Annotated in this window: 18 protein-coding genes and 1 riboswitch; of the genes, 4 read left to right on the top strand and 14 right to left on the bottom strand. The window is 47.9% G+C overall.

Annotated features, from left to right (window positions below; all coding sequences use genetic code 11):
- From H608_RS0117535 to H608_RS23815, 4 genes are all read right to left on the bottom strand, one after another.
- On the bottom strand, positions 1-1,326 hold the full coding sequence (locus tag H608_RS0117535) for an O-acetylhomoserine aminocarboxypropyltransferase/cysteine synthase family protein (protein ID WP_028788829.1): 1,326 nt from the start codon (positions 1,324-1,326) through the stop codon (positions 1-3).
- A gap of 486 nt (positions 1,327-1,812) precedes the next feature.
- Positions 1,813-1,923: riboswitch (SAM riboswitch) on the bottom strand.
- 105 nt (positions 1,924-2,028) lie between these two features.
- Entirely contained in the window at positions 2,029-2,679 is a 651-nt protein-coding gene (locus H608_RS0117530; protein WP_028788828.1) for a porin family protein, read from the bottom strand.
- A gap of 172 nt (positions 2,680-2,851) precedes the next feature.
- Positions 2,852-3,523 (bottom strand): YiaD family glycine zipper/OmpA-like lipoprotein, encoded by a 672-nt coding sequence (locus H608_RS0117525; protein ID WP_028788827.1) that lies wholly within the window; start codon positions 3,521-3,523, stop codon positions 2,852-2,854.
- A gap of 315 nt (positions 3,524-3,838) precedes the next feature.
- A complete protein-coding gene (locus H608_RS23815; RefSeq protein ID WP_051268420.1) occupies positions 3,839-4,585 on the bottom strand; it encodes a hypothetical protein in 747 nt (248 codons plus the stop codon).
- A 190-nt stretch (positions 4,586-4,775) separates the two neighbouring features.
- Between H608_RS23815 and uvrA the strand changes: the two genes are divergently transcribed.
- Positions 4,776-7,628, top strand: coding sequence for an excinuclease ABC subunit UvrA (uvrA, locus tag H608_RS0117515; protein WP_028788826.1), 2,853 nt, complete (start codon positions 4,776-4,778; stop codon positions 7,626-7,628).
- Positions 7,629-7,777: 149 nt separating this feature from the next.
- Here uvrA and H608_RS0117510 read toward each other — a convergent pair whose 3' ends face one another.
- From H608_RS0117510 to H608_RS22800, 8 genes are all read right to left on the bottom strand, one after another.
- Positions 7,778-8,230 carry a hypothetical protein gene (locus tag H608_RS0117510; protein WP_028788825.1) on the bottom strand — a complete coding sequence of 151 codons (453 nt, stop codon included), beginning with the start codon at positions 8,228-8,230 and terminating at the stop codon, positions 7,778-7,780.
- A gap of 433 nt (positions 8,231-8,663) precedes the next feature.
- Positions 8,664-9,626: a hypothetical protein gene (locus H608_RS23810; protein ID WP_155990232.1), complete on the bottom strand. Its 963-nt coding sequence runs from the start codon at positions 9,624-9,626 to the stop codon at positions 8,664-8,666.
- Between the two features lie 152 nt (positions 9,627-9,778).
- Positions 9,779-10,228 carry a GNAT family N-acetyltransferase gene (locus H608_RS0117500; RefSeq protein WP_028788824.1) on the bottom strand — a complete coding sequence of 150 codons (450 nt, stop codon included), beginning with the start codon at positions 10,226-10,228 and terminating at the stop codon, positions 9,779-9,781.
- Complete coding sequence (locus H608_RS0117495; RefSeq protein ID WP_245565776.1) at positions 10,228-11,502, bottom strand: replication-associated recombination protein A; 1,275 nt, start codon at positions 11,500-11,502, stop codon at positions 10,228-10,230. Before H608_RS0117495 ends, H608_RS0117500 begins: the two co-directional genes overlap by 1 nt.
- Positions 11,503-11,540: 38 nt before the next feature.
- Entirely contained in the window at positions 11,541-12,488 is a 948-nt protein-coding gene (locus tag H608_RS22805; RefSeq protein WP_038008924.1) for a transglutaminase family protein, read from the bottom strand.
- A gap of 9 nt (positions 12,489-12,497) precedes the next feature.
- Positions 12,498-13,439: an alpha-E domain-containing protein gene (locus H608_RS0117485; RefSeq protein WP_028788822.1), complete on the bottom strand. Its 942-nt coding sequence runs from the start codon at positions 13,437-13,439 to the stop codon at positions 12,498-12,500.
- A 171-nt stretch (positions 13,440-13,610) separates the two neighbouring features.
- Entirely contained in the window at positions 13,611-15,059 is a 1,449-nt protein-coding gene (locus tag H608_RS0117480; protein WP_028788821.1) for a circularly permuted type 2 ATP-grasp protein, read from the bottom strand.
- Between the two features lie 104 nt (positions 15,060-15,163).
- On the bottom strand, positions 15,164-16,003 hold the full coding sequence (locus tag H608_RS22800) for an alpha/beta hydrolase (protein WP_051268417.1): 840 nt from the start codon (positions 16,001-16,003) through the stop codon (positions 15,164-15,166).
- A gap of 317 nt (positions 16,004-16,320) precedes the next feature.
- Between H608_RS22800 and H608_RS0117470 the strand changes: the two genes are divergently transcribed.
- Positions 16,321-17,736 (top strand): S1C family serine protease, encoded by a 1,416-nt coding sequence (locus tag H608_RS0117470; protein ID WP_081658937.1) that lies wholly within the window; start codon positions 16,321-16,323, stop codon positions 17,734-17,736.
- Positions 17,737-17,739: 3 nt separating this feature from the next.
- Here the strand turns inward: H608_RS0117470 and H608_RS0117465 are convergent, their stop codons facing one another.
- Both H608_RS0117465 and H608_RS0117460 read right to left on the bottom strand, forming a co-directional pair.
- On the bottom strand, positions 17,740-19,575 hold the full coding sequence (locus tag H608_RS0117465) for an ABC transporter ATP-binding protein (RefSeq protein WP_028788819.1): 1,836 nt from the start codon (positions 19,573-19,575) through the stop codon (positions 17,740-17,742).
- 28 nt (positions 19,576-19,603) lie between these two features.
- Positions 19,604-20,659, bottom strand: a complete 1,056-nt coding sequence (locus H608_RS0117460) for a glycosyltransferase family 4 protein (RefSeq protein ID WP_162142892.1) — start codon at positions 20,657-20,659, stop codon at positions 19,604-19,606.
- A gap of 243 nt (positions 20,660-20,902) precedes the next feature.
- On the opposite strand from H608_RS0117460, the gene H608_RS0117455 reads away from it, so the two are divergent.
- Positions 20,903-21,970, top strand: coding sequence for a glycosyltransferase family 4 protein (locus tag H608_RS0117455; protein WP_028788817.1), 1,068 nt, complete (start codon positions 20,903-20,905; stop codon positions 21,968-21,970).
- Complete coding sequence (locus H608_RS22795) at positions 21,967-22,851, top strand: class I SAM-dependent methyltransferase (protein WP_211227079.1); 885 nt, start codon at positions 21,967-21,969, stop codon at positions 22,849-22,851. The genes H608_RS0117455 and H608_RS22795 overlap by 4 nt, the downstream gene beginning before the upstream one ends.
- Positions 22,852-22,998 lie beyond the last annotated feature (147 nt).

The following is a 22,998-nucleotide window of genomic DNA, read 5'->3' as shown; positions in this document are numbered from 1 at the left end:
TCAGGCTACAAGGTCTTTAGCGAAAACTTTAGAAAATGCCTGTTCGAAGTCGGCTTTGATATCGTCGATGTGTTCGATACCTACGCTGATGCGTACCAGGTTGGGCAATACACCGGATGCTTCGCGTTCGCTGTCGGACAATTGCTCGTGTGTGGTAGAAGCCGGATGAATAGCCAGTGTTTTGGCATCACCTACATTGGCAAGATGGCTTACGAGTTGCAGGGAGTCGATGAACTTGCGGCCATTTTCCACACCGCCACGGATACCAAACTGCAGCACACCACCGGCGCCACGTGTGAGGTATTGCTGTGCAAGCGCATGATAAGGGCTGCTTTCCAAACCGGGATACCATACAAACTCAACCTGATCGTGTTGTTCGAGCCACTGTGCCAGTGCGAGTGTGTTTTGTACATGGCGATCCACACGCAGCGACAATGTTTCCAGGCCCTGCAACAACAGGAAAGAATTGAAAGGGCTGAGGGAAGGACCGAAGTCGCGGAGGCCTTCCACACGTGCGCGGATAGCGAAGGCGATATTGGGCAGGCCAAGCGGGTTGCCTTCACCAAATACATCCCAGAACTTCAGCCCGTGATAACCTTCGGAAGGTTCGGTGAACTGCGGAAACTTGCCATTTCCCCAATTATAATTACCACCGTCAACGATCACGCCGCCGATGCTGCTGCCGTGACCACCAATCCATTTGGTAGCGGATTCTACCACAACGTTGGCACCGTGTTCGAGCGGGCGGAAGAGATAACCACCGGCACCGAATGTATTGTCGACAATCAGTGGCAGATCATATTCTTTGGCGAGGTCCGCGAATTTTTTAAAATCGGGAACATTCAGTCGAGGATTGCCGATGGTCTCGAGATAGATGGCTTTAGTGTTCTTGTCAATATGTTGTATAAAGCTTTCTGGATTGTCGCCATCTGCAAAGCGTACTTCAATACCGAGGCGTTTGAAAGCAACTTTGAACTGATTGTAAGTGCCGCCATATACGTAGCGGGTGGAAATGAAATTATCGCCGGCCTGGAGGATATTATTGAGGGCGATAAACTGTGCAGCTTGTCCTGATCCCGTAGCGAGTGCGGCAACACCTCCTTCGAGTGCGGCGATACGTTTTTCAAACACGTCGGTTGTCGGGTTCATGATGCGTGTGTAAATGTTACCGAATTCGCGAAGGCCGAAAAGGTTGCCGGCATGTTCAGTATTGTTGAACTGATAAGAGGTTGTCTGGTAAATAGGAACGGCGCGTGCATTGGTAGTGGGATCGGCTTGTTGACCGGCATGCAATTGCAGCGTTTCAAAGCGGAGTGCGTTGCTCATAATAACTAGGTTTTTTATGTAAGTGAAAGTTGAGGAAAAATGTTGCGTAACGATGCAGGGGTAACGCGCCCTTCCGGGGTAGAGTGTAGTATATGCCTTACGGCATACAACAAATACAACGACAACAAGCCAGTTGGCTGAAGAAAGAAATAATATTTCTGTTGTGTTGTTGCATGATGATTACTCTACTAAGATACTAGACATTTTTCCAGCTTCCCAAATTTTTGTTTGTTAAAATTTTTTAACCGTTAAAAATGAACAGGTGTTTGTTTGTATGGTGATGCCGGTAACAGATGAAGACACATAACGCTTCGTCATGGATGCGGTTCACGGGCAACAGTACAATAACCTGTTTTTACAATTTAATTGGGATCACTTGCAGAGAGGGGAGAACAACGGCCGGGTGGGCATAAAAAAAGCTCACCCGATAAATTCAGATGAGCTAATATATTTTGCGGTGAGGCATTGTAATAAAGCTTGGAATCTGACTTATCTGTCCCCGTTTCCGGGGTTGGAATTGGCACCTTTTCCTGGTAAAACCAGGAGAGGTTGTCAAGGCGTCTGCGGGCCATTACCCTCAGCCTTTCTTGATAAGTGATTGAAAGAACTGGCGCAAAGATAACGAGAAATATCATTCCACCAAAAAAGCATAAAGCCACCCGAAGGTGGCTCCATGACATTTGCTGAGCTGATAGACAATTTTTATTTTCCTCCGAAGCGATAGCCCAGGGAAATACCGAATACGGTGTTTTTAACTTTTGCGTCGCCGCCATAGGCGTTGGTATTCACCAGGCCGAGTTGTGCATTCAGTTGTGCAGACAGGCGGTTGGCGAATTCGTAACCAAACAATACGTTGGCTCCGGCATCGAAAGGCTTCGAGTAGAGACCATCGTAGTTAAGCGGATTGTCGGGCGCCTCCTCAAATTTGATGTCCACGTCGTCGCCATCGTTGTTTTTGAATTTACCGGTAACACCGTAAGCGAAGTAAGGTCCGACACCCAGTAACAGGCGACCGGTTCCCAATACGGGCTTGTACAGGAAGTTAACGGGTAATTCAATGTAGCCTAAACGATAGGTACCATCGATCAGTGCATCTTTGTCGGTTTTAGCACCTTTGAGCGAGAACAACAGTCCGGGTTGCAAATAGAAATCTTCAGCAACCGGAATTTCAGCGTTAACACCTGCATGAAATCCTGTTGTGATCCTGTTTTCCAGGTTGTCGTCGTCGGCATCTTTGCCGTTGAGGTTAGAGAAGTTTACACCGGCTCTGATGCCGAAGGTAGTTTGTGCACTTGCGCTCATTCCCAGGATAGTTAATGCGAGGACGGGAAGGATTAACTTGATTTGTTTCATATTAAAATGATTGGTTAAAACGAAAATGAAGGAAGGCTAATAGTCAATGGTGAATCGTCGATGGTGGAATCGTCAATGATCTGCACGGCTTGTAACATGTTTTCGATACTTACTACTTAATACTTACAACTTATTACTTGACCCTGAGACCTTACGCCTTCAACCTTATACCTTATTGTCCGGCTTCTTTCTGCGCGTCAGCTTTCATTTTTTCGTTGGCGGTGATCAGGAATTCCACGCGACGGTTTTGTGCGCGGCCCTGATCAGTATCATTGCTGTATTTGGGTTTGGTAAGACCATAACCGATTGTGCTCAGACGCTCGAGGGGAATACCACTGGCACTGATATAGTTTGATACCGTTGATGCTCTTCTTTCAGATAATGCCTGGTTGTATTTTTCCGTACCGCGGTTGTCTGTATGACCCTGGATCTCCACGTCGGTATCAGGATATTTTTTCAGGATTTTTACCAGGTCGTTCAGGGTTGACTTGGCTGTTGCAGAGAGATCTGACTGGTCGAAGCCGAATAATACAGCACTGCTGAATTCAACTACGATACCTTCTTCCACACGTTCTACTTTTGCACCAGGTACTTCATTTTTGATTTCTTCAGCCTGCTTATCCATTTTCTTACCGATCACCGCACCGGTAACGCCACCTACGGTTGCGCCGATGATGGCTCCAAGCGCAGTATTACCAGCCGCGCGCCCGATGATACCACCTACCACTGCGCCGCCACCCGTGCCGATAGCCGCACCTTTTTGTGTTTTGTTCATTGAATTACATCCGCCCAGGAAGAGGCCAGCGAGGGCAAGCGCCATAAAGTACTTGTTTACTTTTCTCATAATAAAAAAATTTGCGTTTGAAATGTCCTGGTTCAGGGGGCCAAAAGTATGCCAATGCAGAATGGGGTCGGTATTCCCTTGATTTAAAATGTGTTACACCGACTTAAAAATCGCCGCTGGCAGTGGTTTAGAATTCAACGGGGCAAAAATAGCTGCACATTTTCATTCGTTTATGCAAAGAAATCTTAAAATATTTTATTTGTTTTTATACGCCCTTTCTTCATTAAAACAAAAGAGGCTGCATCTTTTCAGATACAACCTCTTTCATTATTGGCTGTTTGATTTTTTCAGACAGCTATATTCGTCAGTCGTGTGTTATTGCTGTGGCTGTGCAGGTGCTTGTGTGGCAGGCATGGCCTCATCAGTGGTAGCTTCCGCAACAGGTTCCATGATTTTTGTACCTGTATATTTCCATGTTTTTGCTACAGGAGCTTTTTTAACGGGCTTCTTGGCTGATTTCTTCGCTGCCGGAGCCGCTTCAGCTTCTGCCGCTGCTTTTTCTTCTGCTGTTGCAAATACAGCAGCAGGATCTTCTTCATTGTATTTGGTGCCGAGTACAATATTCACTGTGTTGTTGTCACGATCATAGATCAGTGTTCCCTCAGGAATTGTTTTGGCCGCAGCTTTTACAGGAGTTTTTGCTTTTTTACCGGCTGTTGCTTCTACAGCTTGTGTTTCTTCTACTACAGCTTCGTCAGCTGCAGGAGCTTGTGCAGGAATTTTATATACTGCGGGAGATTTTTTCAGGAATGCTTTTATTTTTCCCTGAGGAAGACCTTCAATCCATACAATCCCTTTGTTTTCAGGATCGATGGTAACGGTCAGGTCAACATTATTACCGTCTTTATCAGTTACCTGGTATTTACCAATAGCAGGGAATACTTTTTCAGTGGTCAACGCGCCGGGCATGGGCAGCAACTCAGCAGACTTGGGTTTATAGTTAGCATACACTTGAGCAGTGCTGGAAGGCATTGCGGTTGTAGTCAGTGAGTCTCCGGTCTGAGCCTGAGCAGCGCCGAACAAAAACAGGAAGGCGGCTGTATATAAGGCATTCTTTTTCATAGATTAACTATTTTAGATTTATTAAATAACCTGGTGTCGCACACACCTATTTAAATATTATGCCAAAAACCGGTTTTGGTGGATAACCTTACGGATTTTTTCAAAAACAGTCTTTCGCATTTTGGCAGATTACGCCCTTTTTGTGGAGCTTTTGCGTAGTATCTTTGCACCTTTCCCTCCTTATATATTTATGAAGCAAACGAAAGAAAGTAGCAGCAAGCCCGGTGTTGGAGAGGCCATAGAAGTTTTTGGTGCACGCGTACATAACCTTCGCAATATCGATATATCCATTCCAAAGAATGAACTGGTCGTGATCACCGGTATCAGTGGCAGCGGTAAGTCCTCACTCGCTTTTGATACCATCTATGCAGAAGGTCAGCGACGTTATATGGAAACCTTCGGCGCTTATGCACGGCAGTTTATCGGCGATATGGAACGACCCGACGTCGACAAGATCACCGGTTTGTCTCCTGTTATTTCCATCGAACAAAAAACAACCAACAAGAACCCGCGCTCGACTGTTGGTACCATCACCGAAGTATACGACTTCTTCCGGTTGTTGTACGCACGTGTAGGCGAAGCTTATTCTTACAATACCGGTAAGAAAATGGTGAAGTGGAGCGAGGAAGAAATTGTAGCTGATATTTTTAAAAAATACGATGGCAAGAAAATCAGCCTGCTGGCGCCACTCATCCGCGGCCGTAAAGGTCATTACCGCGAATTGTTTGAAGACATCCGCAAGAAAGGTTTCCTGAAAGTCCGTATCGATGGTGAGGTTACCGACATCGTGCCCAAGATGCAGGTAGACCGTTACAAGATCCATGATATCGAGCTTGTCGTCGATCGCATGCAGGTAACCGATGATATGCGTACACGCCTCAGTCAAAGCGTGCAGTCTGCCCTTAAACTGGGTAAAGATTTATTATTCCTGCTGGTGAACGACCAGTCGAAAGTGGTACAATACAGTAAGCTGCTGATGTGTGAGGATACCGGTATTTCTTACGAAGAGCCTTCACCCAATTCTTTTTCCTTTAACTCACCCTATGGTGCCTGTCCCGTTTGTAAAGGCCTTGGTACAACTTTTCACGTGAATCATGAAGCGGTGATTCCGGATACCTCCCTCAGCATCAGCGAAGGTGGTATTGCTCCTTTGGGCGAAGAAAGGGAAGCGCATGTATACAAGCAGATGCAGGACGTAGCGAAGAAGAATAAAATATCGCTTACCAAAGCCATCAAGGATCTTCCCGCAGCGTCGCTGAATATTTTATTGTATGGAAATGCGGAAGGCAATGAGTCTGAAATTGATTTTGAAAATTACCAGGCAGATGCCGACGCGCCCTACGAAGGCATTATCCATATGCTGAAGCGCTGGTTCAACAACGGCTACAGCGAAGGGCTTCGCGAATGGGCAGAAGGATACATGCAACTGATGCCTTGTGAATCCTGCGGTGGCGCCCGTTTGAAAAAAGAAAGCCTGTGGTTTAAAATAGATGGCCGCAATGTATCCGAACTCAGCGCCATGAACCTCGATAATCTTGCGGCCTGGCTCGACGGCATCGAACTGCGCCTCGAGAACAGGCAAAAAACAATCGGTAAAGATATTCTCAAAGAAATACGCGAGCGGCTTCAATTCCTGCTGGATGTGGGATTGACTTATCTCACGCTGGATCGTTCTTCCAAAACACTGAGTGGTGGCGAGTCGCAGCGGATACGCCTTGCTACGCAGATCGGTTCACAACTACAGGGTATCACTTATATTCTTGACGAGCCGTCGATCGGTTTGCATCAGCGAGACAACCACCGGCTGATCGAAGCGCTGAAGAACCTGCGTGACATAGGCAACAGCGTATTGGTGGTAGAACACGATAAAGACATCATGCTTGCGGCAGATCACCTGATCGATGTGGGGCCGAAAGCCGGCCACCATGGGGGACAGATCGTGGCACAAGGGAAGCCATCACAATTACTAAAACTGGATACGATCACGGCCGGTTATCTCAATGGTAAACGCCGTATTGAAGTGCCCGCCGAACGCCGCAAGGGCAATGGTAAATTCCTGGAGCTGAAAGGTGCCAACGGTAACAACCTGCAGAAAGTAAACGTGAAATTTCCGCTCGGAAAATTTATCGTGGTAAGTGGCGTAAGCGGAAGCGGTAAGTCTACCCTGATCAACGAAACATTATATCCGATCCTTTCGCATCATGCCTTCGGCACACGCATCACGCCGTTGGAATACAAATCGATCAAGGGACTGGAGCATATCGATAAAGTGATTGAGATCGATCAGTCGCCCATCGGGCGTACACCGAGAAGCAATCCGGCAACCTATTGCGGATTCTTTACGGAGATCAGAACCTTATTTGCTTCGATACCCGAAGCCAAGATCCGCGGATACAATGCCGGCCGTTTTTCATTCAACGTAAAAAGCGGACGTTGCGAAGTATGTGAAGGAGGTGGTATGCGTGTGATCGAAATGAATTTCTTACCCGACGTATATGTGCCTTGTGAAAAATGCAACGGCAAACGTTATAACCGCGAAACGCTGGAGATCCGTTACAAAGGCAAATCGATCGCCGATGTATTGGAAATGACGGTGGAAGAGGCTGTGGAGTTTTTCCAGCCGGTGCCTTTCCTATACCGCAAGATCAAAGTGCTGGAAGAAGTGGGGCTTGGTTATATCACGCTCGGCCAATCCGCAGTAACCCTGAGCGGGGGAGAAGCGCAGCGTGTGAAACTGTCGACCGAACTGGCCAAGCGCGATACGGGCAAAACTTTTTATATCCTGGATGAGCCAACAACCGGTTTGCATTTTGAAGATATCCGTCATTTGCTGGATGTATTGCAGAAGCTGGTCGACCGCGGCAATTCGGTGCTGGTGATCGAACACAATATGGATGTGATCAAAGTGGCGGATCATGTAATAGACATGGGGCCTGAAGGTGGTGATGGGGGAGGAAAGCTGTTGTTTGAAGGAACGCCGGAGGAGTTGGCGAAACATCCGGAGAGCCATACGGCGAGGTTTCTGAAGGAGGAGCTGAGGTGAATGGTGAATCGTCAATGGTGAATCGTCAATGGTCAATGGTGAATAGTGAATAGTGAATGGTGAATTATGCATTTACTTATAACCGGCTGTTTAACTTAAAACGAAAAGGTCCGCTTGTGCGGACCTTTTGTATAGCAGGTAGTATTGGTTTAAAAATTGGAAGGCGGATTATTGGGAGATGTCGGATCGTCTTTTTTGATATCGGGCAGTTTTACGCGGCCCAGCATCCAGAGCAGACCGAGTACACCCGCGGCCAGTGCAAGCCATACGCCAATGCCTGTGCTGACAAATTCACCTCCGTCTGCCGTTTGTATGCGAAGGAAAAAGATCAGGGCACCTGCCGCTATCGCAGCGAAAGAGCCCAGCGCTATTTTTCGCGTGTTTTCGTCAAAATCCGAGAGTTTGTTGCCCATAAGGCTTGCAACAGCTACGCCGGCTACGCCTACGAGGGTCAACATACCCCAACTGCGGAAGCCGTTGACTGAGGTCGAACCGAATCCTCCGAAACTAATAGATATCCAGGGAAGAATTAATGCAATCAGGCCAACAGCGGCCAGAATCAGCGCGTAGAGTTTGCGCTTGTGGAAATTGAGATTTTCCATAAACAAAGGTTGGGTTTAAGGTAATTCGCCTACTCATTGGCTTTTCGGCATCCGCCCCTGGAATGCGCCAGGACGTTAATGTTACTCCTAATGTAATATCATTTTTCCAGATATCATCAGACCAGAGCCGGAAGTTTATGAACACAGCATGCACAGGCAATAAAAAACCCGTAAGAGCAACAGGTAAAATCTTTTTTCGGAGTTGTTAGTTTTTCATCCGGATAAAGGATCAACCGTCGTCTTACGGGGCCTTAGTTATGGTATAAAAAGAACTACACGTGGGGAATATCCCGGGGCGGCGGGCAGAAAGTGTTTAATAAAATGGATTACAAATTAAGAGTACCAATAGAGAACGGATTAGGTTTATTCAACCAGGGTATCAGATTTTATTAAGGTTTCTGCTCCGCTTGTGCCGGGACAAAAAGTTGATGGTTTAATAATAAACCGGGCAGCGCAGTTGTTTACGGGCCCGTGCACCCGGACCTTTCTGGCTGTTGAGCTGTACACCAAAACGTACAAGCGTTGTAAAGAACGCATCGTTGTCTTTGGGATCGCCACGCTGGAATGTCTGGATATTACCAGGGTTGGAAACCGCAGATGAATAAGTGCCGCGGTAATATAAACGGTTGGCACGGGCTGCATCCTGCGCAGACAAATAGGTGCTGAAGTGAACAGGATCGATATAACCCGTGCTCACATCATCTACATAGTCGGTGAAAAGTTTGCGGTGCAATATTTCAAGACCTACATACATGTTGTCTTTGATATAATACTTAAAGCCAAGTCCCATCGGGATCTCCATCTGGATGAGGCTGTAAGGTTTGCTTTCGGGATATTCAGCCATTCCCTGTCCTTCAAGACGGAGCGGCTTGAGTTCCACCCACTCACCATCGAGCTGGGCTTTGGGATTGAAACGGAATGCTCCTATACCGATCACTCCGTAAGGACGGAATTTGCCGGCCAGGCCTTCATAACGTTCGATGAATACAGTAGGATAAACTTCCGCTGCGAGGTAGGCTTCCCAGATGTTTGATTTAAAACTGAGATTGCGTTGCAGACGATCCACTTCGGGGCCACCCTTATTCGGCGCATAAGCGTCATTACCTTCTACCACACCCTGGTTCAACGCAAAACGGAAAGCCAGGAAATCTGCAGGACTATAACTTACATGAATTGATTTGCCAAGTTTGATCAGCGGGAAATCGACGTCTTTTACAAACGATCGGCCAATGCCGGCGGATCCTCCGAGGTCGCCCAGAAATACCATAGGACCGAGTCCTATACCAACTTCCCATTGACTTGTTTCTGAATAATTTTGGCTATTAACCCTGGTAGCGAAGGAAATAAGGAGCAGGGGTAGTACGATGGCACGCGCCATAAGTACAGCTTGCTTCATAGATATTAGATTTTTTCGGTTTCTCTTATTGGTTTCGACGCTAAAGTAGAGAAAGAAAAAATCTGCCACTAGTTTTGTTAACAAATTCTTGCAGATAACTCCTAAATCGAGTTGTTATACTTCGGGGTTTTACGATTAGCCCCTGCCACGGATCAGGGTCTTGTCATTTCTATATGATCAATTCCATCTTCGTCATATACCTCGCTTGATTGCTCAAAACCAAGGCTTTCGTAAAATTTTTTCAGGTAAAGCTGTGCACCGATCCTGATCGCACGTTTACCATATAATGCTTCCGTTACACGAATACTTTCTTCCATCAGTATACGACCCATTCCCTGGCCGCGTGCCGCGGGTGAAGTAACCACTCTTCCGATAGAAGGATAGTCATCATAGGAAAGACCCGGAGGCACGATGCGCGTACACGCTGCCAGATGATTGCCCTGCCAGCCCAGCAAATGATGACAGGGCTGGTCTTTATTATCCATATCAAGAAACACACATTGCTGCTCCACCACAAATACTTCAGAGCGGAGGCGGAGAGCGGCATACAGTTCGTCAGGCGTTAATTCCTGAAATGTTTTGAGTGTCCAGCGGATGGTCATTAATAATTGTATTTGTCTTTCCAGAGTTGTTTGAGGTAACGGCGGAGTTCGTCTTCCCGTGCATTTTTCCCCGGATCATAAAAACGTGTGCCCGATAATTCATCCGGCAGGTATTCCTGCGCAGAAAAGTTATTGCTGTAGTTGTGCGAGTATTGATAGTTCTGGCCGTACCCGATGTTTTTCATCAGTTTGGTAGGCGCGTTGCGGAGATGCAAAGGCACGGGCAGGTCACCCCTACGCTGCACCGCTGCTATGGCATCGTTGATGGCCATATAAGAAGCGTTGCTTTTTGGCGAGGTGGCGAGGTACACTGCGCATTGCGAGAGAATGATGCGTGATTCAGGATGCCCGATCTTATTGACCGCATCGAAACAGGCATTGGCCAGCAACAAGGCATTGGGATTGGCGTTGCCCACATCTTCACTCGCGGAGATGACCAGTCTTCTGGCAATGAATTTTACATCTTCGCCGCCTTCGATCATCCGCGCGAGCCAATAGACCGCACCATTCGGATCGCTGCCACGGATGGATTTGATAAAAGCGGAAATGATATCATAATGCTGCTCGCCGCTTTTGTCGTACCGCGCCACTTTCTTCTGTGCCACGTCCATCACGAGTTTATCAGTGATGACGACCGGCTTGCCGGCGGCACCTGCCGATTCAATCACGAGTTCAAAAAGATTGAGCAGTTTGCGCGCATCACCTCCGGAAATATTAATCAGTGCGCCGGTCTCTTGCAGGGTTACTTCCCGCTGGCGGAGCAGTTCGTCTTTTTCCAGGGCTGATTGAAGGAGTTGTACAAGGTCTTTTTCTTCCAATCCTTTTAATACATATACCTGGCATCGGCTGAGCAAGGCGCTGTTTACTTCGAACGAGGGATTTTCGGTGGTGGCACCAATAAGCGTGATGGTTCCTTTCTCCACAGCGCCGAGCAGGGCATCCTGTTGTCCTTTGTTGAACCGGTGGATCTCATCGATGAACAGGATGGCTTCGGGTTGCAGTTTGGCGCGTTCTATTATTTCACGTACATCTTTTACGCCGGCGCTGATGGCGCTGAGGGTAAAAAACGGAACGTCCAGCGTGTGGGCAATGATGTTGGCCATTGTGGTTTTGCCGGTGCCGGGAGGTCCCCAGAGGATCATCGAAGGCACTTTGCCTTTTTCGATGGCTGTACGCAAAATGCTGCCTTTACCGACCAGGTGTTGCTGTCCGGCAAGATCATCCAATGTAGTGGGGCGTATACGTTCTGCGAGCGGGGTCATCTGTGCCTGCAAAGGTCACTATTTTTTCAATGCGCAGCGCCATTTTCCTGTTATTGCTGTTGCTGCGCCGGGAAAGGGGCGATGTATTCTTCGGGAACTTCTTTTCCTTCGACCGTTTCCATCTGTACGTTGTTGATTTCTTCGAAGGTGTGCCCGTCTTCATAGCCCACCGACACGTATACGGAAAGCGACTGGCGTGCTGGTCCTTTGAATGTTCCCTTGACCGGCGTACAGTCGTTGAAGTGCCGGCCGACGGCCAGTTTTACGTGGTGATTGGTCACCCATACATTATTCGTTGGGTCGATGCCGCACCAGCCGCTGCCGGGAATCCAGGCTTCGATCCAGGCGTGGGTGGCGCCTTCGCCACGCATGCCATTCCGGTTTGGACAAATATATCCGCTTATATAACGGCAGGGGATATGCAGGTAACGCAGCAACTCAAGCATGGCATGGGTAAAATCCTGGCATACACCGGAGCGGTGTTCCAATATTTCACTCACGGTTGTCTCGATGTTGGTAATGCCTTTGATGTATTTGAAGTGGGAGAAAATAAAACGGCTGCAATTTTCTACAATAGCTGCTACGGTCATGCCGGGAACAAAGAATTCGCTGACGGTGGCTTCCAGCGTTACGCGCAGATCGGCGGCCTGAACCTGCGCCAGCTCGAGTAAACGCAGGTTGCCGGTTATTTCCTGGCGCAGTTGTTCGCGGGTAGCGGGGTTGGCGGCGGGCGTTTCTCCGGTGCTGAGGGTGCGGATCACCATCTTGCTTTCGATTACCAGTTCTCGGTGCGAAGAGAGCAGGTTGAACATGCCCACCTGGTTGCCCCAATAGTCGGTGATGCCCAGTACCTCGGGATGTTCAGTGATATTGATCTGCTGGTGCAATACTTCCTGTTCGTTGCAGGCGTAGGGATAGATCCGTATTTCGTTTACGCTTTCTTTTACCGGCCGGTCGTATTCGTATTTGGTAATGTGATGGATATTAAAAACAGGCATGAAAGGTTCTTAGGCGTAAGAAAAATAGATCCTCGTTAACTGATTGGAAAATTCAACAAGATCCTGGCGCAGCGGGTACAAAAATCCCTGTACGCCGGTTTCCTGGATAGTGTTCAGGTCGGCAAATTCCACTTTGCTGCAGATTCTGCCAAAATTTTTTTGCAGCCGTTCACTTCCTTCCATTTTTGTGTCGTCGATGATGAAGTCGAGATAACGGCGTATGCGGCTGAGCGAGTAGATGAGCGATCGTGGAAAATCCTGGTTGAACAAAATATGATCGAGCACATTCATGTTGTGCAGGCCGCGGGTGTATTTTTTTAAATACAATTCATAACCGGAAAGAGAAAGCAACAAGTGCCGCCAGAATAAAATATCCTGAGCCGCTCCCAGCTCAAATTGAATTTTCCCAAAATGAGCGAGGCTGTTGTCGATGGTGAGAATACACCGTTCAATGAATTTCCCCAGGTTCATGAAATTCCACCCCTGCCCGCGCGGCATGGTGTTGTCGGCTACGCCGTAATAAAGTGTGTTGCACTGATCCAGCCTGTCGATGATCTCGAGTGCACGCAGACCTGTGATCTGTTGCGTTACGGTTGGTGCATTCACTACATGGTAAAGCTGGTTGATCTCTTCCCATACTTCTTTGGTAATGTTGTCCTGCACACCACGCGCATTTTCCCGCGCACGCGACACGAGTACACGGATGGAGTTGATGTTGGACGTATTGCAGATGAGGTAGTCCAGGGCGGTTTCCATCTGACGTCCGAGTTCGAGCACTTCCTCCTCCTGTGTGGCACCACAGAGTTGCAATACATCCCGCCAGGTAAAGTCGGCTTTTTCGCTTGCGTCAAAAGATAGAATATAACTGGTGCGGATAATGCGCGTAAGGCAATCCGAACGTTCCATATAACGGTTGAGCCAGAATAAAGAGTCAGCGATTCGACTTAACATACGGTGGGAAATTCAGAATTAAAAAGTCAAAATTCAAAAGGGTGAATGGTCAATCGTGAATCGTCAATAAGTGAATAGGTGAATAAGTCGTTGACCTATTGACTTATTCATTTATTGCCTTTTTTTTACCTTATGCCCTAGCCCGAAGTGTCGGGCCTTACGCCTTCTACCTCACAGGTCCACCACCCAGGTATCCTTACTTCCGCCTCCCTGCGATGAATTCACTACCAGCGATCCTTCGCGGAGTGCTACACGGGTGAGGCCGCCGGGTACAATGCGGATGCCGGCCGGACCGCACAACGCATAAGGACGAAGATCCACGTGCCGCGGCTGTAGCTTGCCATCGATCAGGCAGGGAACGGTTGATAGCTTAATGATGGGCTGCGCAATGAATTCACGTGGTGTTTCGAGTATGGCTTCTTTCACGGCTTTCAATTCCTCTTCCGATGCTTTGTCGCCCATTACCATACCATAACCGCCCGACTGATTGGTGCGTTTGATCACCATGTTTTCCATGTTGGCAAATACATGTTCACGTGCCTCTCTGTCTTCCATGCTGTAGGTGGGCACATTGGGCAGGATGACGTCTTCGTTGAGGTAGTATTTGATCATGGCCGGCACGTAAGCATATACGGCTTTGTCATCGGCCACACCATTGCCTACGGCATTCACGATAGCGACGTTTCCTTTGCGGTAAGCGCTGATCAGCCCCGGTACGCCCAATACGCTATCCGGACGGAATACCAGCGGATCGAGGTACTCGTCGTCGAGGCGGCGATAGATCACATGCACCTGCTGACGTCCGGCTGTCGTTTTCATATATACCTTGTGATTGTCTACCACAAGGTCTCTTCCTTCTACCAGCGGAATGCCCATCTGCCGCGCAAGAAAAGTGTGTTCGAAATAAGCAGAATTATAAACGCCCGGTGTGAGCAACGCCATGGTAGGATTGGACAGATGTCCCGGCGAGAGACTGCCTAAGATTTCATGCAGCAACAGCGGATAATTGTTCACCATCCGTGCGCGGCTTGCGGTCAGCATGCCGGGGAATATGCGTTTGGTTACCTCCCGGTTTTCCAGCATATAAGACACGCCCGACGGTGTACGCAGGTTGTCTTCCAATATATAAAATGTACCATCCTGCCCGCGGATCAGGTCGATACCCGAAATATGAATGTACAGGTCATGTGGCACGCGTACGCCATATACTTCGCGCGTGTAGTGCGGGCAACTCGCGATCAGTTCTGCGGGAATAATACCATCGCGGATGATCTGTTGTTCCGAGTAAATGTCTTTCAGGAAAAGATTGAGTGCCTTTAACCGCTGTGCGATTCCCTGCTCGATGTGCCGCCATTCCGCACCCGTAAGGATACGGGGAATGATGTCAAAGGGAAATATTTTTTCAATTCCCGCATCATCGCTGTACACGGTGAAAGTGATGCCCTGGTTCATGAACAACTCTCCGGCCTGTCTGTCTTTCTGCAGCAGCACTTCGGTGGACAACTGGCTGATGTCTTTGAAGACCTGGCTGTATTGGTCCCGGATATGTTCACCGGTACACATTTCATCCCATGTCCCGGCATACGGGAGGTATTGCTCAAATAATTGCGTTCCGTTCATGACAGTCAGTTGGCGATAAAAAAAAGGTTGCCTCACATCATTGATGTGTGCAACCGTTATATCGAATATACTGATTCCGTTAGTAAAAACGAAACCTGTTTTTATCAGGGATTGTGTATTTGCAGAAATGCGGCAATCTTCAGATAAGAATCGGTAGCACTGGGGTCGCCCCAGCCATGTCCTTCATTGGGATAAAATACATATTGGTTGGCAACGCCGGCCGTATTCAGTCTGTCGCGCAATGCGGTTGATTGCGATGGCGGAACAAGATCGTCGATACCGCCCTGTAAAATCATGGTGGCAGAAGACTGGGCCGTTACATAATTGATCGGACTGCTGGATTGATAAAGGGTGGGATTGGACGTGGGCGTTCCGCCCAGGGCTTGTGGCAATAGCAGGGCTGCGAGTGCACTGTTATTATATAAAGCGGTTAAATCCGTGGGACCAAAGAAGTCAATAATCGCTTTGGGGCGCACGGGGCTGGTATGTTTGTATCCCTGTAACAATGCCAGGTGTCCGCCGGCGCTGGCTCCCAGGTAAACAAATTTTTCCGATATCTGGAATTGCTCCCGGCGGTTGTAAATATATTCTATCGCGGCTTTCACGTCTTGTTCCTGGGCAGGAAAAGGATTTACATTACCGGTAGCCGCAAGGCGGTAATTGATATTAAAAATGGCATAGCCTGGCAATAATTGCTGAACGCCGGCAATGCCCGCGGTAAAATCGCTTTTGTCGCCACCTGACCATCCGCCGCCGTGGATCATTACCAGCACTTTTGTGGTGCTGCTGCTCCGTTGCGGCGGCAGGTAAATATCCATTTTTTGCTGGGCATGACTGCCGTATGAAACATTGATCTGGGTATCGGGTACGTTTTTGCTGTCGTTATCTTTTACGCAACTGGCAGCCGTCATTACAAGCATAAGCAGGGGCAGGAGTTTTTTCATGCAAAAGGTTTAGGTTGGAAAATTAAATCCTTACGGAGCAAAAAAGCAATAATTATTCCTGTTTTGGCCCGGCAGGTATGGTTTTAGTTCAGATATACGCAGGAACAGTGGTAAAATTGTGCGAAAGATGCTTTTTTTTAAGTCAATAGTGAATGGTCAATAGTCAATAACAAGTAGAGGTCCGCTTTACCGGTTCGTGTATACACGAACCACGGGAGCGGGTCTTGTGATGGCTATGGATGTTTACTAAATATTTTAAACTTATTCCCTTATACCTCACGCCATAATCCTTAAACCTTTTTTCGTATTTTGAAAATATGTTATTAAACATGCGGGCCGGAAGAATAATTGCCCGGAGTCTGATCAGCTTTTTTATCGGGCTGTTCATTTCCGGAGGATCAAACGCTCAGGGGATCAGTGTAGAGGAAAACTATGCGCGTAACGCACCCGGTATTGCCATGGTGCAGGCCGTCTATTCTGCAACGGTTTATGCCAACAAAGTGGCCGTCAATGAACCGACCTTCAACCGCCTGGTTGATTCGGTGAAACGGTTGGATCATGGCGGCGGTCTCTCCGGTGAACAAAAACTCGATATCGTGATCCGGGAACTATATGCCAACCCCATCCGCTACTTTTCCCCGACCACCGAATATTACACGCAACAGCACCGCGTATTGTCCAATGGCACGGGTTTCTTCATTACCGGTGAAGGGCATCTTATCACCAACTGCCATGTGATCGAACGCGACAGCGCATTTATCCGCCGGAAATTTTTGCTGTCTACTTTCCAGGAAGTAACGGATGCCAATATCAATGCACTGGAATCTGCCTGGCAGATGACCTTGAGTGAAGAACAACGCAACCTGCTTTATGATGTGTACAGTTTTGTTTACTCCCGTATGTCGCCGCTGGTGCTGAACAACCTGCGCAAAGAATTGAATGTATTGTACCGTATCGACAACGGTGATGAACACATGGCGCGGATCAAAAAACCAGCAGAGGTGTTGATAAAGGGAAAAGCGATGCCGGGCAAGGACGTGGCTATTCTGAAAATAAATGACGTGCGCAATCTTCCGGTATTGCGTATCAGCAACAGCACCCAGCCGCGTATTGGCAGCCGCGTATTGGTGCTGGGTTTTCCGGAACCTGCGGGCAATAACGTATTCCTGGCGCTCGATGCGGCTACCGAACCAACGTTGACATCGGGTGTGGTGAGCGCTGTAAAAAAATCAGTAGGAGGCTGGCCCGTGATACAAATGGATGCATTGATCGCACATGGCAGCAGCGGCAGCCCGGTTTGCGATGAAAAAGGCGACGTGATTGGCCTTGCCACCTTTGGCTCACTCGAACAACGCACGGGTACACTGGCCAGCGGTTTTAATTTCGCCATACCCCTGCCTGTAATACAGGAGTTCATCGATTCCGTTAAAGTAAAGCCGCGTGTAAGCCACGCCAGCCAGGTCTTTAACCAGGGGTTGCAGTTTTTTTACCAGAGTTATTATCGTAAGGCTTTGAGTAAATTCAGAGAAGTGCTGAACATCAACGGTAATTATCCCGGGGTACATTTGCTTATTACCGAATGTGAAAAGCGTATGGCCGCGGGCGGCGACCGTCAATCATTTATCGAAAAGAATTTCTTCCGCATCATTGCCTTTGCCCTCGTGATCGGCGGCGTTTATATTATCTACCGCCAGCGGAGACAATTACGCCTGTCAAAGGAAATGCCTTCCTGATCATTAAGCGATGCGCTGTAATTGCGTAAGACGATGATAAATGCTCTCTTTCGATTCGATCAACTGATCGTGACTGCCTCTTTCCACGATCTCGCCATCCTGCAGGATAATAATTTCATCCGCTTCCTTGATCGTACTTAACCGGTGTGCAATAACGAGCGTGGTACGTCCGCGCATCAGGTTGTTGAGCGCTTCCTGTACGGATTTTTCCGATTCGGTATCGAGTGCCGAAGTGGCTTCATCGAGAATAAGAATGGAAGGATTTTTAAATACGGCGCGGGCGATGCTCAGGCGCTGACGCTGGCCGCCGGAGAGACGGATGCCGCGGTCACCGATGTTGGTCTGATAACCGTCTTCTGTTTGTTCGATGAACTCGTGCGCATTCGCTACTTTGGCAGCATAAATCACGTCTTCCATTTTTGCATCGGGTTGTCCGAGGGCAATGTTGTTGAAAATGGTATCGTTGAACAAGATGATCTCCTGCGTTACAAAACTCATGTGACTGCGCAGGGATTCCATCGTATAGTCTTTTACATTTTTTCCGTCGATGAGCACTTCGCCACCGGTGGCATCATAGAAGCGCGGAACCAGGTCTGCAATGGTGGATTTACCAACGCCGGAAGGGCCGACGAGGGCAATCGTTTTTCCTTTCTGTACCACCAGGTCAATTCCTTTCAACACGGTGCGGTCGGTATAACCAAAAGTGACATTGCGCAGTTCTATGCTTTCTTCAAAGGAAGTCAGCGGAACAGCACCCGGGCGATCTGCCACTTCCACCGGTTTATCGAGGATCTCGAGAATGCGTTCACCCGCAGCCTGTCCCATTTGTATATTGGAAAGAGCTACTACGATGGCCTTCGCCGGACGGATCACCTGCGAGAAGATGGCAATGAAGGCAATGAACGCACCTGCCTGCAGCCCGCCGCCGGGCGCCAGCACTAACCCGCCACCGTATACAAGGATGCAGGCTACAACAATAACGCCTGCCGCTTCGGAGAAGGCAGGAGCCAGTTCACGTTTACTGAACGAGGCAAGACTGGCCTTTCTGTAAAAATCATTCTCCTGTGAAAAACGACGCAGCACAAAGCCGGTAGCATTGAATGCACGGATGATGCGCATGCCCATCAATGTTTCATCGATGAGGGTGAGCAGGCGGCCGGCAGATGCCTGTACTTCTTTGGCTTCGCGTTTCAATTTTTTGGTAATGGCGGCAATGGCGACTGCCGATATGGGAATAATCAGCAGCGTGAACAGGGTCAGCTTTGCACTGATGGCAAAAAGGGCTACGAAGTAACCGATCATTACATAAGGTTCTTTGAACAACACTTCGATAGAACTGGCCGCGGCACCTTCGATACCATACACGTCGGTATTCAACCGCGAGATGAGATCACCCTTGTGTTCTTTGGTGAAGTAACCGAGATGAAGGCGATTGATTTTATCAAACAGGGCTTCTCTTAATCTTTTTACGAGCAGCGTACGCGCATTGATCATGCAACGTTGTGCCAGGTAACGGAAGATATTCGTAAGAATCACCGCCGCTACGATCATGCCTGCCAGGAAATATAAAGCATAGGCAGGATTGCTGGTCTTGAAGGAATAGACGAGGTAGTAAAAATAATCTTTGAAAAAAGAAGCGGAGAAATGGAAGTCAGGTGCTGTGGCATATTTCGCAGCATCTGCGGTGTTAACCGGATCAAATAAAAAGTTGAGCAAAGGGATGATCAGCGCAAACTGGAACACACTGAAAAATACGCCCAGTAAGGTAAATACGAAAAATGGCACGATAAACCGGCTGAATGGCCGGGCATATACTAACAGTCGGCGATATACTTTCATACTTCAGGTGGTGGCGTCTAACAAGGGTTTAATATAAGGTTCTGTAAATATTCAGGTACTCAGCGGCGGCTTTGTCCCAGCAAAACGATTCGCTGTGTTGCCGTATTGCGTTGTGCATGTTTTCATCCCTGTATTGCTGCATACCGGAGGTAAACACTTTCTGCATGTGTTGTGCAGTAAAATCACGGAAATAGAAAGCCAGATCCGAACCGATCTCCGGAAGAGCGGTGCGGTCGGAGAGGAATACGGGTTTACCGACAGACATGGCTTCTGCTACGGGCAATCCGAATCCTTCCGCAATCGATGGCAGCGCAAAAGCATAACAATTACGGTAGTACCATGATTTTTCGTACTCGGAAATATTACCCAGCAGGCGAAGATTGTTGTCCACTTTCAACTGCCGGGCAGACTGGTGTATAAACTGCATGTATTCAGGATCATCGGGGCGCCCCGCGATCAGCAATTCCATGTCCTGGTTTTGTTCCAGCAAAGGAAGTAATACATGGAAATTTTTCTTGCGGCAGATAACGCCCAATGAAAAGAGAAAAGGGCGTTCGGGTTTATAAGAGTTGCGCGACAGGCCAGGCATTTTCAAAGTATTGGTGCCATTGTGAATAACATACACCGGCTTGTTGCCTGTGTCGCAATGCGTTAATACATCCTTACGGCAGAATTCGGAGATGCAGACGATTACGTCCGCGCGGTTGATGTTCTGCTGCAGGTGACGCAAATGCTTGTCCCGCCTCGCCTCTGACTTTCCTTCATAAAGAAAATTAAGATCATGAATGCTGAGCACTACTTTGATCCTGCGGTTGCGTTGCGGTATATAAGACGAACTCTGGTAAGTGGAATGCCATATATGGAATCCTCTTGTAGAGGGCATGAAGAACTTCTGTAACGAGTTTTGGGAAATATGTCCTGCATGGTCATTGAGTGCCGGGCGTACGGATGAAGGAGCGAAGTAAGTGAGGTGCTCACTGTGTTCCAATTTCTTTTCGAGGTGCCTGCCAAGGTTTAAACAATAATGGTACAGACCCGTATCAGCATACTTCATGCGTTCGCAATCAAAAATGATATTCTTCATTTCAGAGCGTTTAGTAAAATCAAAGCCAATCGTGGTGGAAAAAAATGGTGTGGCAGGCAAAACTTCCATTTAGGAGCAAAAGTCATACCTGACTACTCTGATCACCGTGACAACGTGCTTTTAATTACCGTTGCACGAGGTAAACTTTATTTTTTGAGACGATAATTTTTGAAGTTTTCTAACTAAAGTGGCAAGATATATGCGTTCTTTTGCGAAGGCTTTGATCCAACTATAACTCCCTATATGGCTTCAATTATTCTTGATTGTGATCTGATGCGGTTCCCCCACTCAGGATTATATCATTATTGTCTTAACATTGGTCTGGCTGTAAACAAGCAGTTGGAAGCGGTAGGAAAAGAACCGATGAAAATGTACGTTCCTCCTGCTGAGAAAGATGCGTTCGGTGGTGGTAGTCATACGATTGTAGAAAAGAAATGGCATAAACTCTGGAAGCCTTTTCTGCATGGTTGCAAGGTGTGGCATGCACCTTTTCAATCAGGGCGCGTTATTCCAGACAAACGCAAGCATCCGGATACCAAAGTGGTGCTGACCATTCATGATCTCAATCCTTTGCACGAAGGCAAATCGCCGGAAGAGCAACGGCGCAGCATCTCCCATACACAATCACTGATTGACCGCAGCGACGCCATCGTATGTATATCGGAGTTTACGAAAGGGGATGTGTTAAAAAATTGCAAAGTAGGCAACAAGCCCCTATATGTGATACACAATGGTACCCACCGGGTAGAAAGTGATACCATTCCGTTCCAGCAGCCGCTGGTATCAAGACCTTTTTTATTTGGTATGGGTTATGTGAATACTAAAAAGAACTACCATTCGTTGCTGCCCCTGCTTCATCATAATCCGGAGCTTGAATTGGTAGTAGCCGGAAGATTGGATGAGCCTGATTATATCACTAAAATGCAGCAGCTCGCCAGTGATATGGGCGTATCCGATCGTTTACGCCTGACAGGCCCCGTATCGGAAGCGGATAAGGCCTGGTATTTGCGCAACTGTCTGGCATTCGTGCATCCGTCACTCGCCGAAGGTTTTGGTGCCCCGGTTGTAGAAGCCATGATTTTTGGCAAACCCCTTTTCCTGTCCAACCGCACTTCCCTGCCGGAGATCGGTGGCGATGTAGCCTTTTACTTTTCATCATTTGACGGCGAACACATGCAGCAGGTGTTTGCATCCGGCATGCAACGTTATCAGTCAACCGATCTGTCAGCCGCCTTGATCAAACGTGCTTCGCAATTTGATTGGGATAAAAATGCTGCTCAATATATTCAGGTATATCAATCATTATTATGAATTCAATACTGGAGCCTGTTGCGCTTACTCCGCAACGTGAATGGAATACATCACTCGTGTATGAAACGCCGCGCCGCAAATCGGAATTGTGTAAGGCGCGCGACTGGCATACTGAGTGGTTTAAACGTTGGGTGAAAGAACTCAACGAGCCCGCACGTTACCATCGCAAGCAATGGGAATTTGTGTATGTGATGCAGGCATTGTGGGAGAGGGGATGCATTGCGCAGGGAAAGAAAGGATTGGTATTTGCCGTAGGCACCGAGCCCGGTCCTTCGATCTTTGCCAATTACGGATGCGATATCCTGGCAACAGATATATTTCCCGAACAGGGCAAGGAGAAAGGTTGGGAAAATGGTGACCAATTGTGCTTCGGCGTAGAATCGCTGAATAAGCGCGGACTCACCGACGATGCCACATTGAATAAACATGTGTCTTATCGTGCCGTAGACATGAACAATATTCCGGAAGATCTGCGCGGTTTCGATTTCAACTGGTCGAGTTGTTCTTTCGAACACCTGGGCAGCATCGAACTCGGGCTGGCATTTTTAAAAAATCAACTAAAAACACTCAAGCGCGGCGGTTGGGCCGTACATACCACGGAATTTAATATTTCTTCCAACGATAAAACACTGGATACCGGCAGCACTGTTATCTTCCGCATGCGTGACCTGGAACAACTGGCGGAAGAATTGCGGAGAGAAGGTCACCTGGTGGAAGAATTCGATTATTCATTGGGAGGCCTGCCCGAAGATTATGCAGTGGATGTGTTTCCTCATAGCGAAGACGTGCATCTTAAGCTGCAATTGAATGAGTTTACGGTTACTTCCATCGGTATCATCATACAGAAAGGAGGAGGGAAAAGAAGGATATTTGGATGGTAGAGTAATAAGTTGTAAGTTTTAAGTTGTAAGGTATAAGGGGTAGGGTAATAAGTAATAAGTAGTAAGTAATAAGTAGTAAGTAATAAGTAAGATAGCCTTATTGACGATTCACGATTGACGATTGACGATTGTCGATTGACGATTGAC

The organism is Terrimonas ferruginea DSM 30193 (genome assembly GCF_000425585.1).
GTDB classification, from domain to species: Bacteria; Bacteroidota; Bacteroidia; order Chitinophagales; family Chitinophagaceae; genus Terrimonas; species Terrimonas ferruginea.
The sequence above is the reverse complement of the archived record's forward strand: the minus strand, read 5'-3'. Positions and strand labels throughout refer to the sequence as shown.

Bases quoted from the DNA above. Each gene is read 5' to 3' on its own strand.
- H608_RS0117535 (WP_028788829.1), bottom strand. From the start codon at position 1,326: ATGAGCAACGCACTCCGCTTTGAAACGCTGCAATTGCATGCCGGTCAA.
- H608_RS0117530 (WP_028788828.1), bottom strand. From the start codon at position 2,679: ATGAAACAAATCAAGTTAATCCTTCCCGTCCTCGCATTAACTATCCTG.
- H608_RS0117525 (WP_028788827.1), bottom strand. From the start codon at position 3,523: ATGAGAAAAGTAAACAAGTACTTTATGGCGCTTGCCCTCGCTGGCCTC.
- H608_RS23815 (WP_051268420.1), bottom strand. From the start codon at position 4,585: ATGAAAAAGAATGCCTTATATACAGCCGCCTTCCTGTTTTTGTTCGGC.
- uvrA (WP_028788826.1), top strand. From the start codon at position 4,776: ATGAAGCAAACGAAAGAAAGTAGCAGCAAGCCCGGTGTTGGAGAGGCC.
- H608_RS0117510 (WP_028788825.1), bottom strand. From the start codon at position 8,230: ATGGAAAATCTCAATTTCCACAAGCGCAAACTCTACGCGCTGATTCTG.
- H608_RS23810 (WP_155990232.1), bottom strand. From the start codon at position 9,626: ATGAAGCAAGCTGTACTTATGGCGCGTGCCATCGTACTACCCCTGCTC.
- H608_RS0117500 (WP_028788824.1), bottom strand. From the start codon at position 10,228: ATGACCATCCGCTGGACACTCAAAACATTTCAGGAATTAACGCCTGAC.
- H608_RS22805 (WP_038008924.1), bottom strand. From the start codon at position 12,488: ATGCCTGTTTTTAATATCCATCACATTACCAAATACGAATACGACCGG.
- H608_RS0117485 (WP_028788822.1), bottom strand. From the start codon at position 13,439: ATGTTAAGTCGAATCGCTGACTCTTTATTCTGGCTCAACCGTTATATG.
- H608_RS0117480 (WP_028788821.1), bottom strand. From the start codon at position 15,059: ATGAACGGAACGCAATTATTTGAGCAATACCTCCCGTATGCCGGGACA.
- H608_RS22800 (WP_051268417.1), bottom strand. From the start codon at position 16,003: ATGAAAAAACTCCTGCCCCTGCTTATGCTTGTAATGACGGCTGCCAGT.
- H608_RS0117470 (WP_081658937.1), top strand. From the start codon at position 16,321: ATGTTATTAAACATGCGGGCCGGAAGAATAATTGCCCGGAGTCTGATC.
- H608_RS0117465 (WP_028788819.1), bottom strand. From the start codon at position 19,575: ATGAAAGTATATCGCCGACTGTTAGTATATGCCCGGCCATTCAGCCGG.
- H608_RS0117460 (WP_162142892.1), bottom strand. From the start codon at position 20,659: ATGAAGAATATCATTTTTGATTGCGAACGCATGAAGTATGCTGATACG.
- H608_RS0117455 (WP_028788817.1), top strand. From the start codon at position 20,903: ATGGCTTCAATTATTCTTGATTGTGATCTGATGCGGTTCCCCCACTCA.
- H608_RS22795 (WP_211227079.1), top strand. From the start codon at position 21,967: ATGAATTCAATACTGGAGCCTGTTGCGCTTACTCCGCAACGTGAATGG.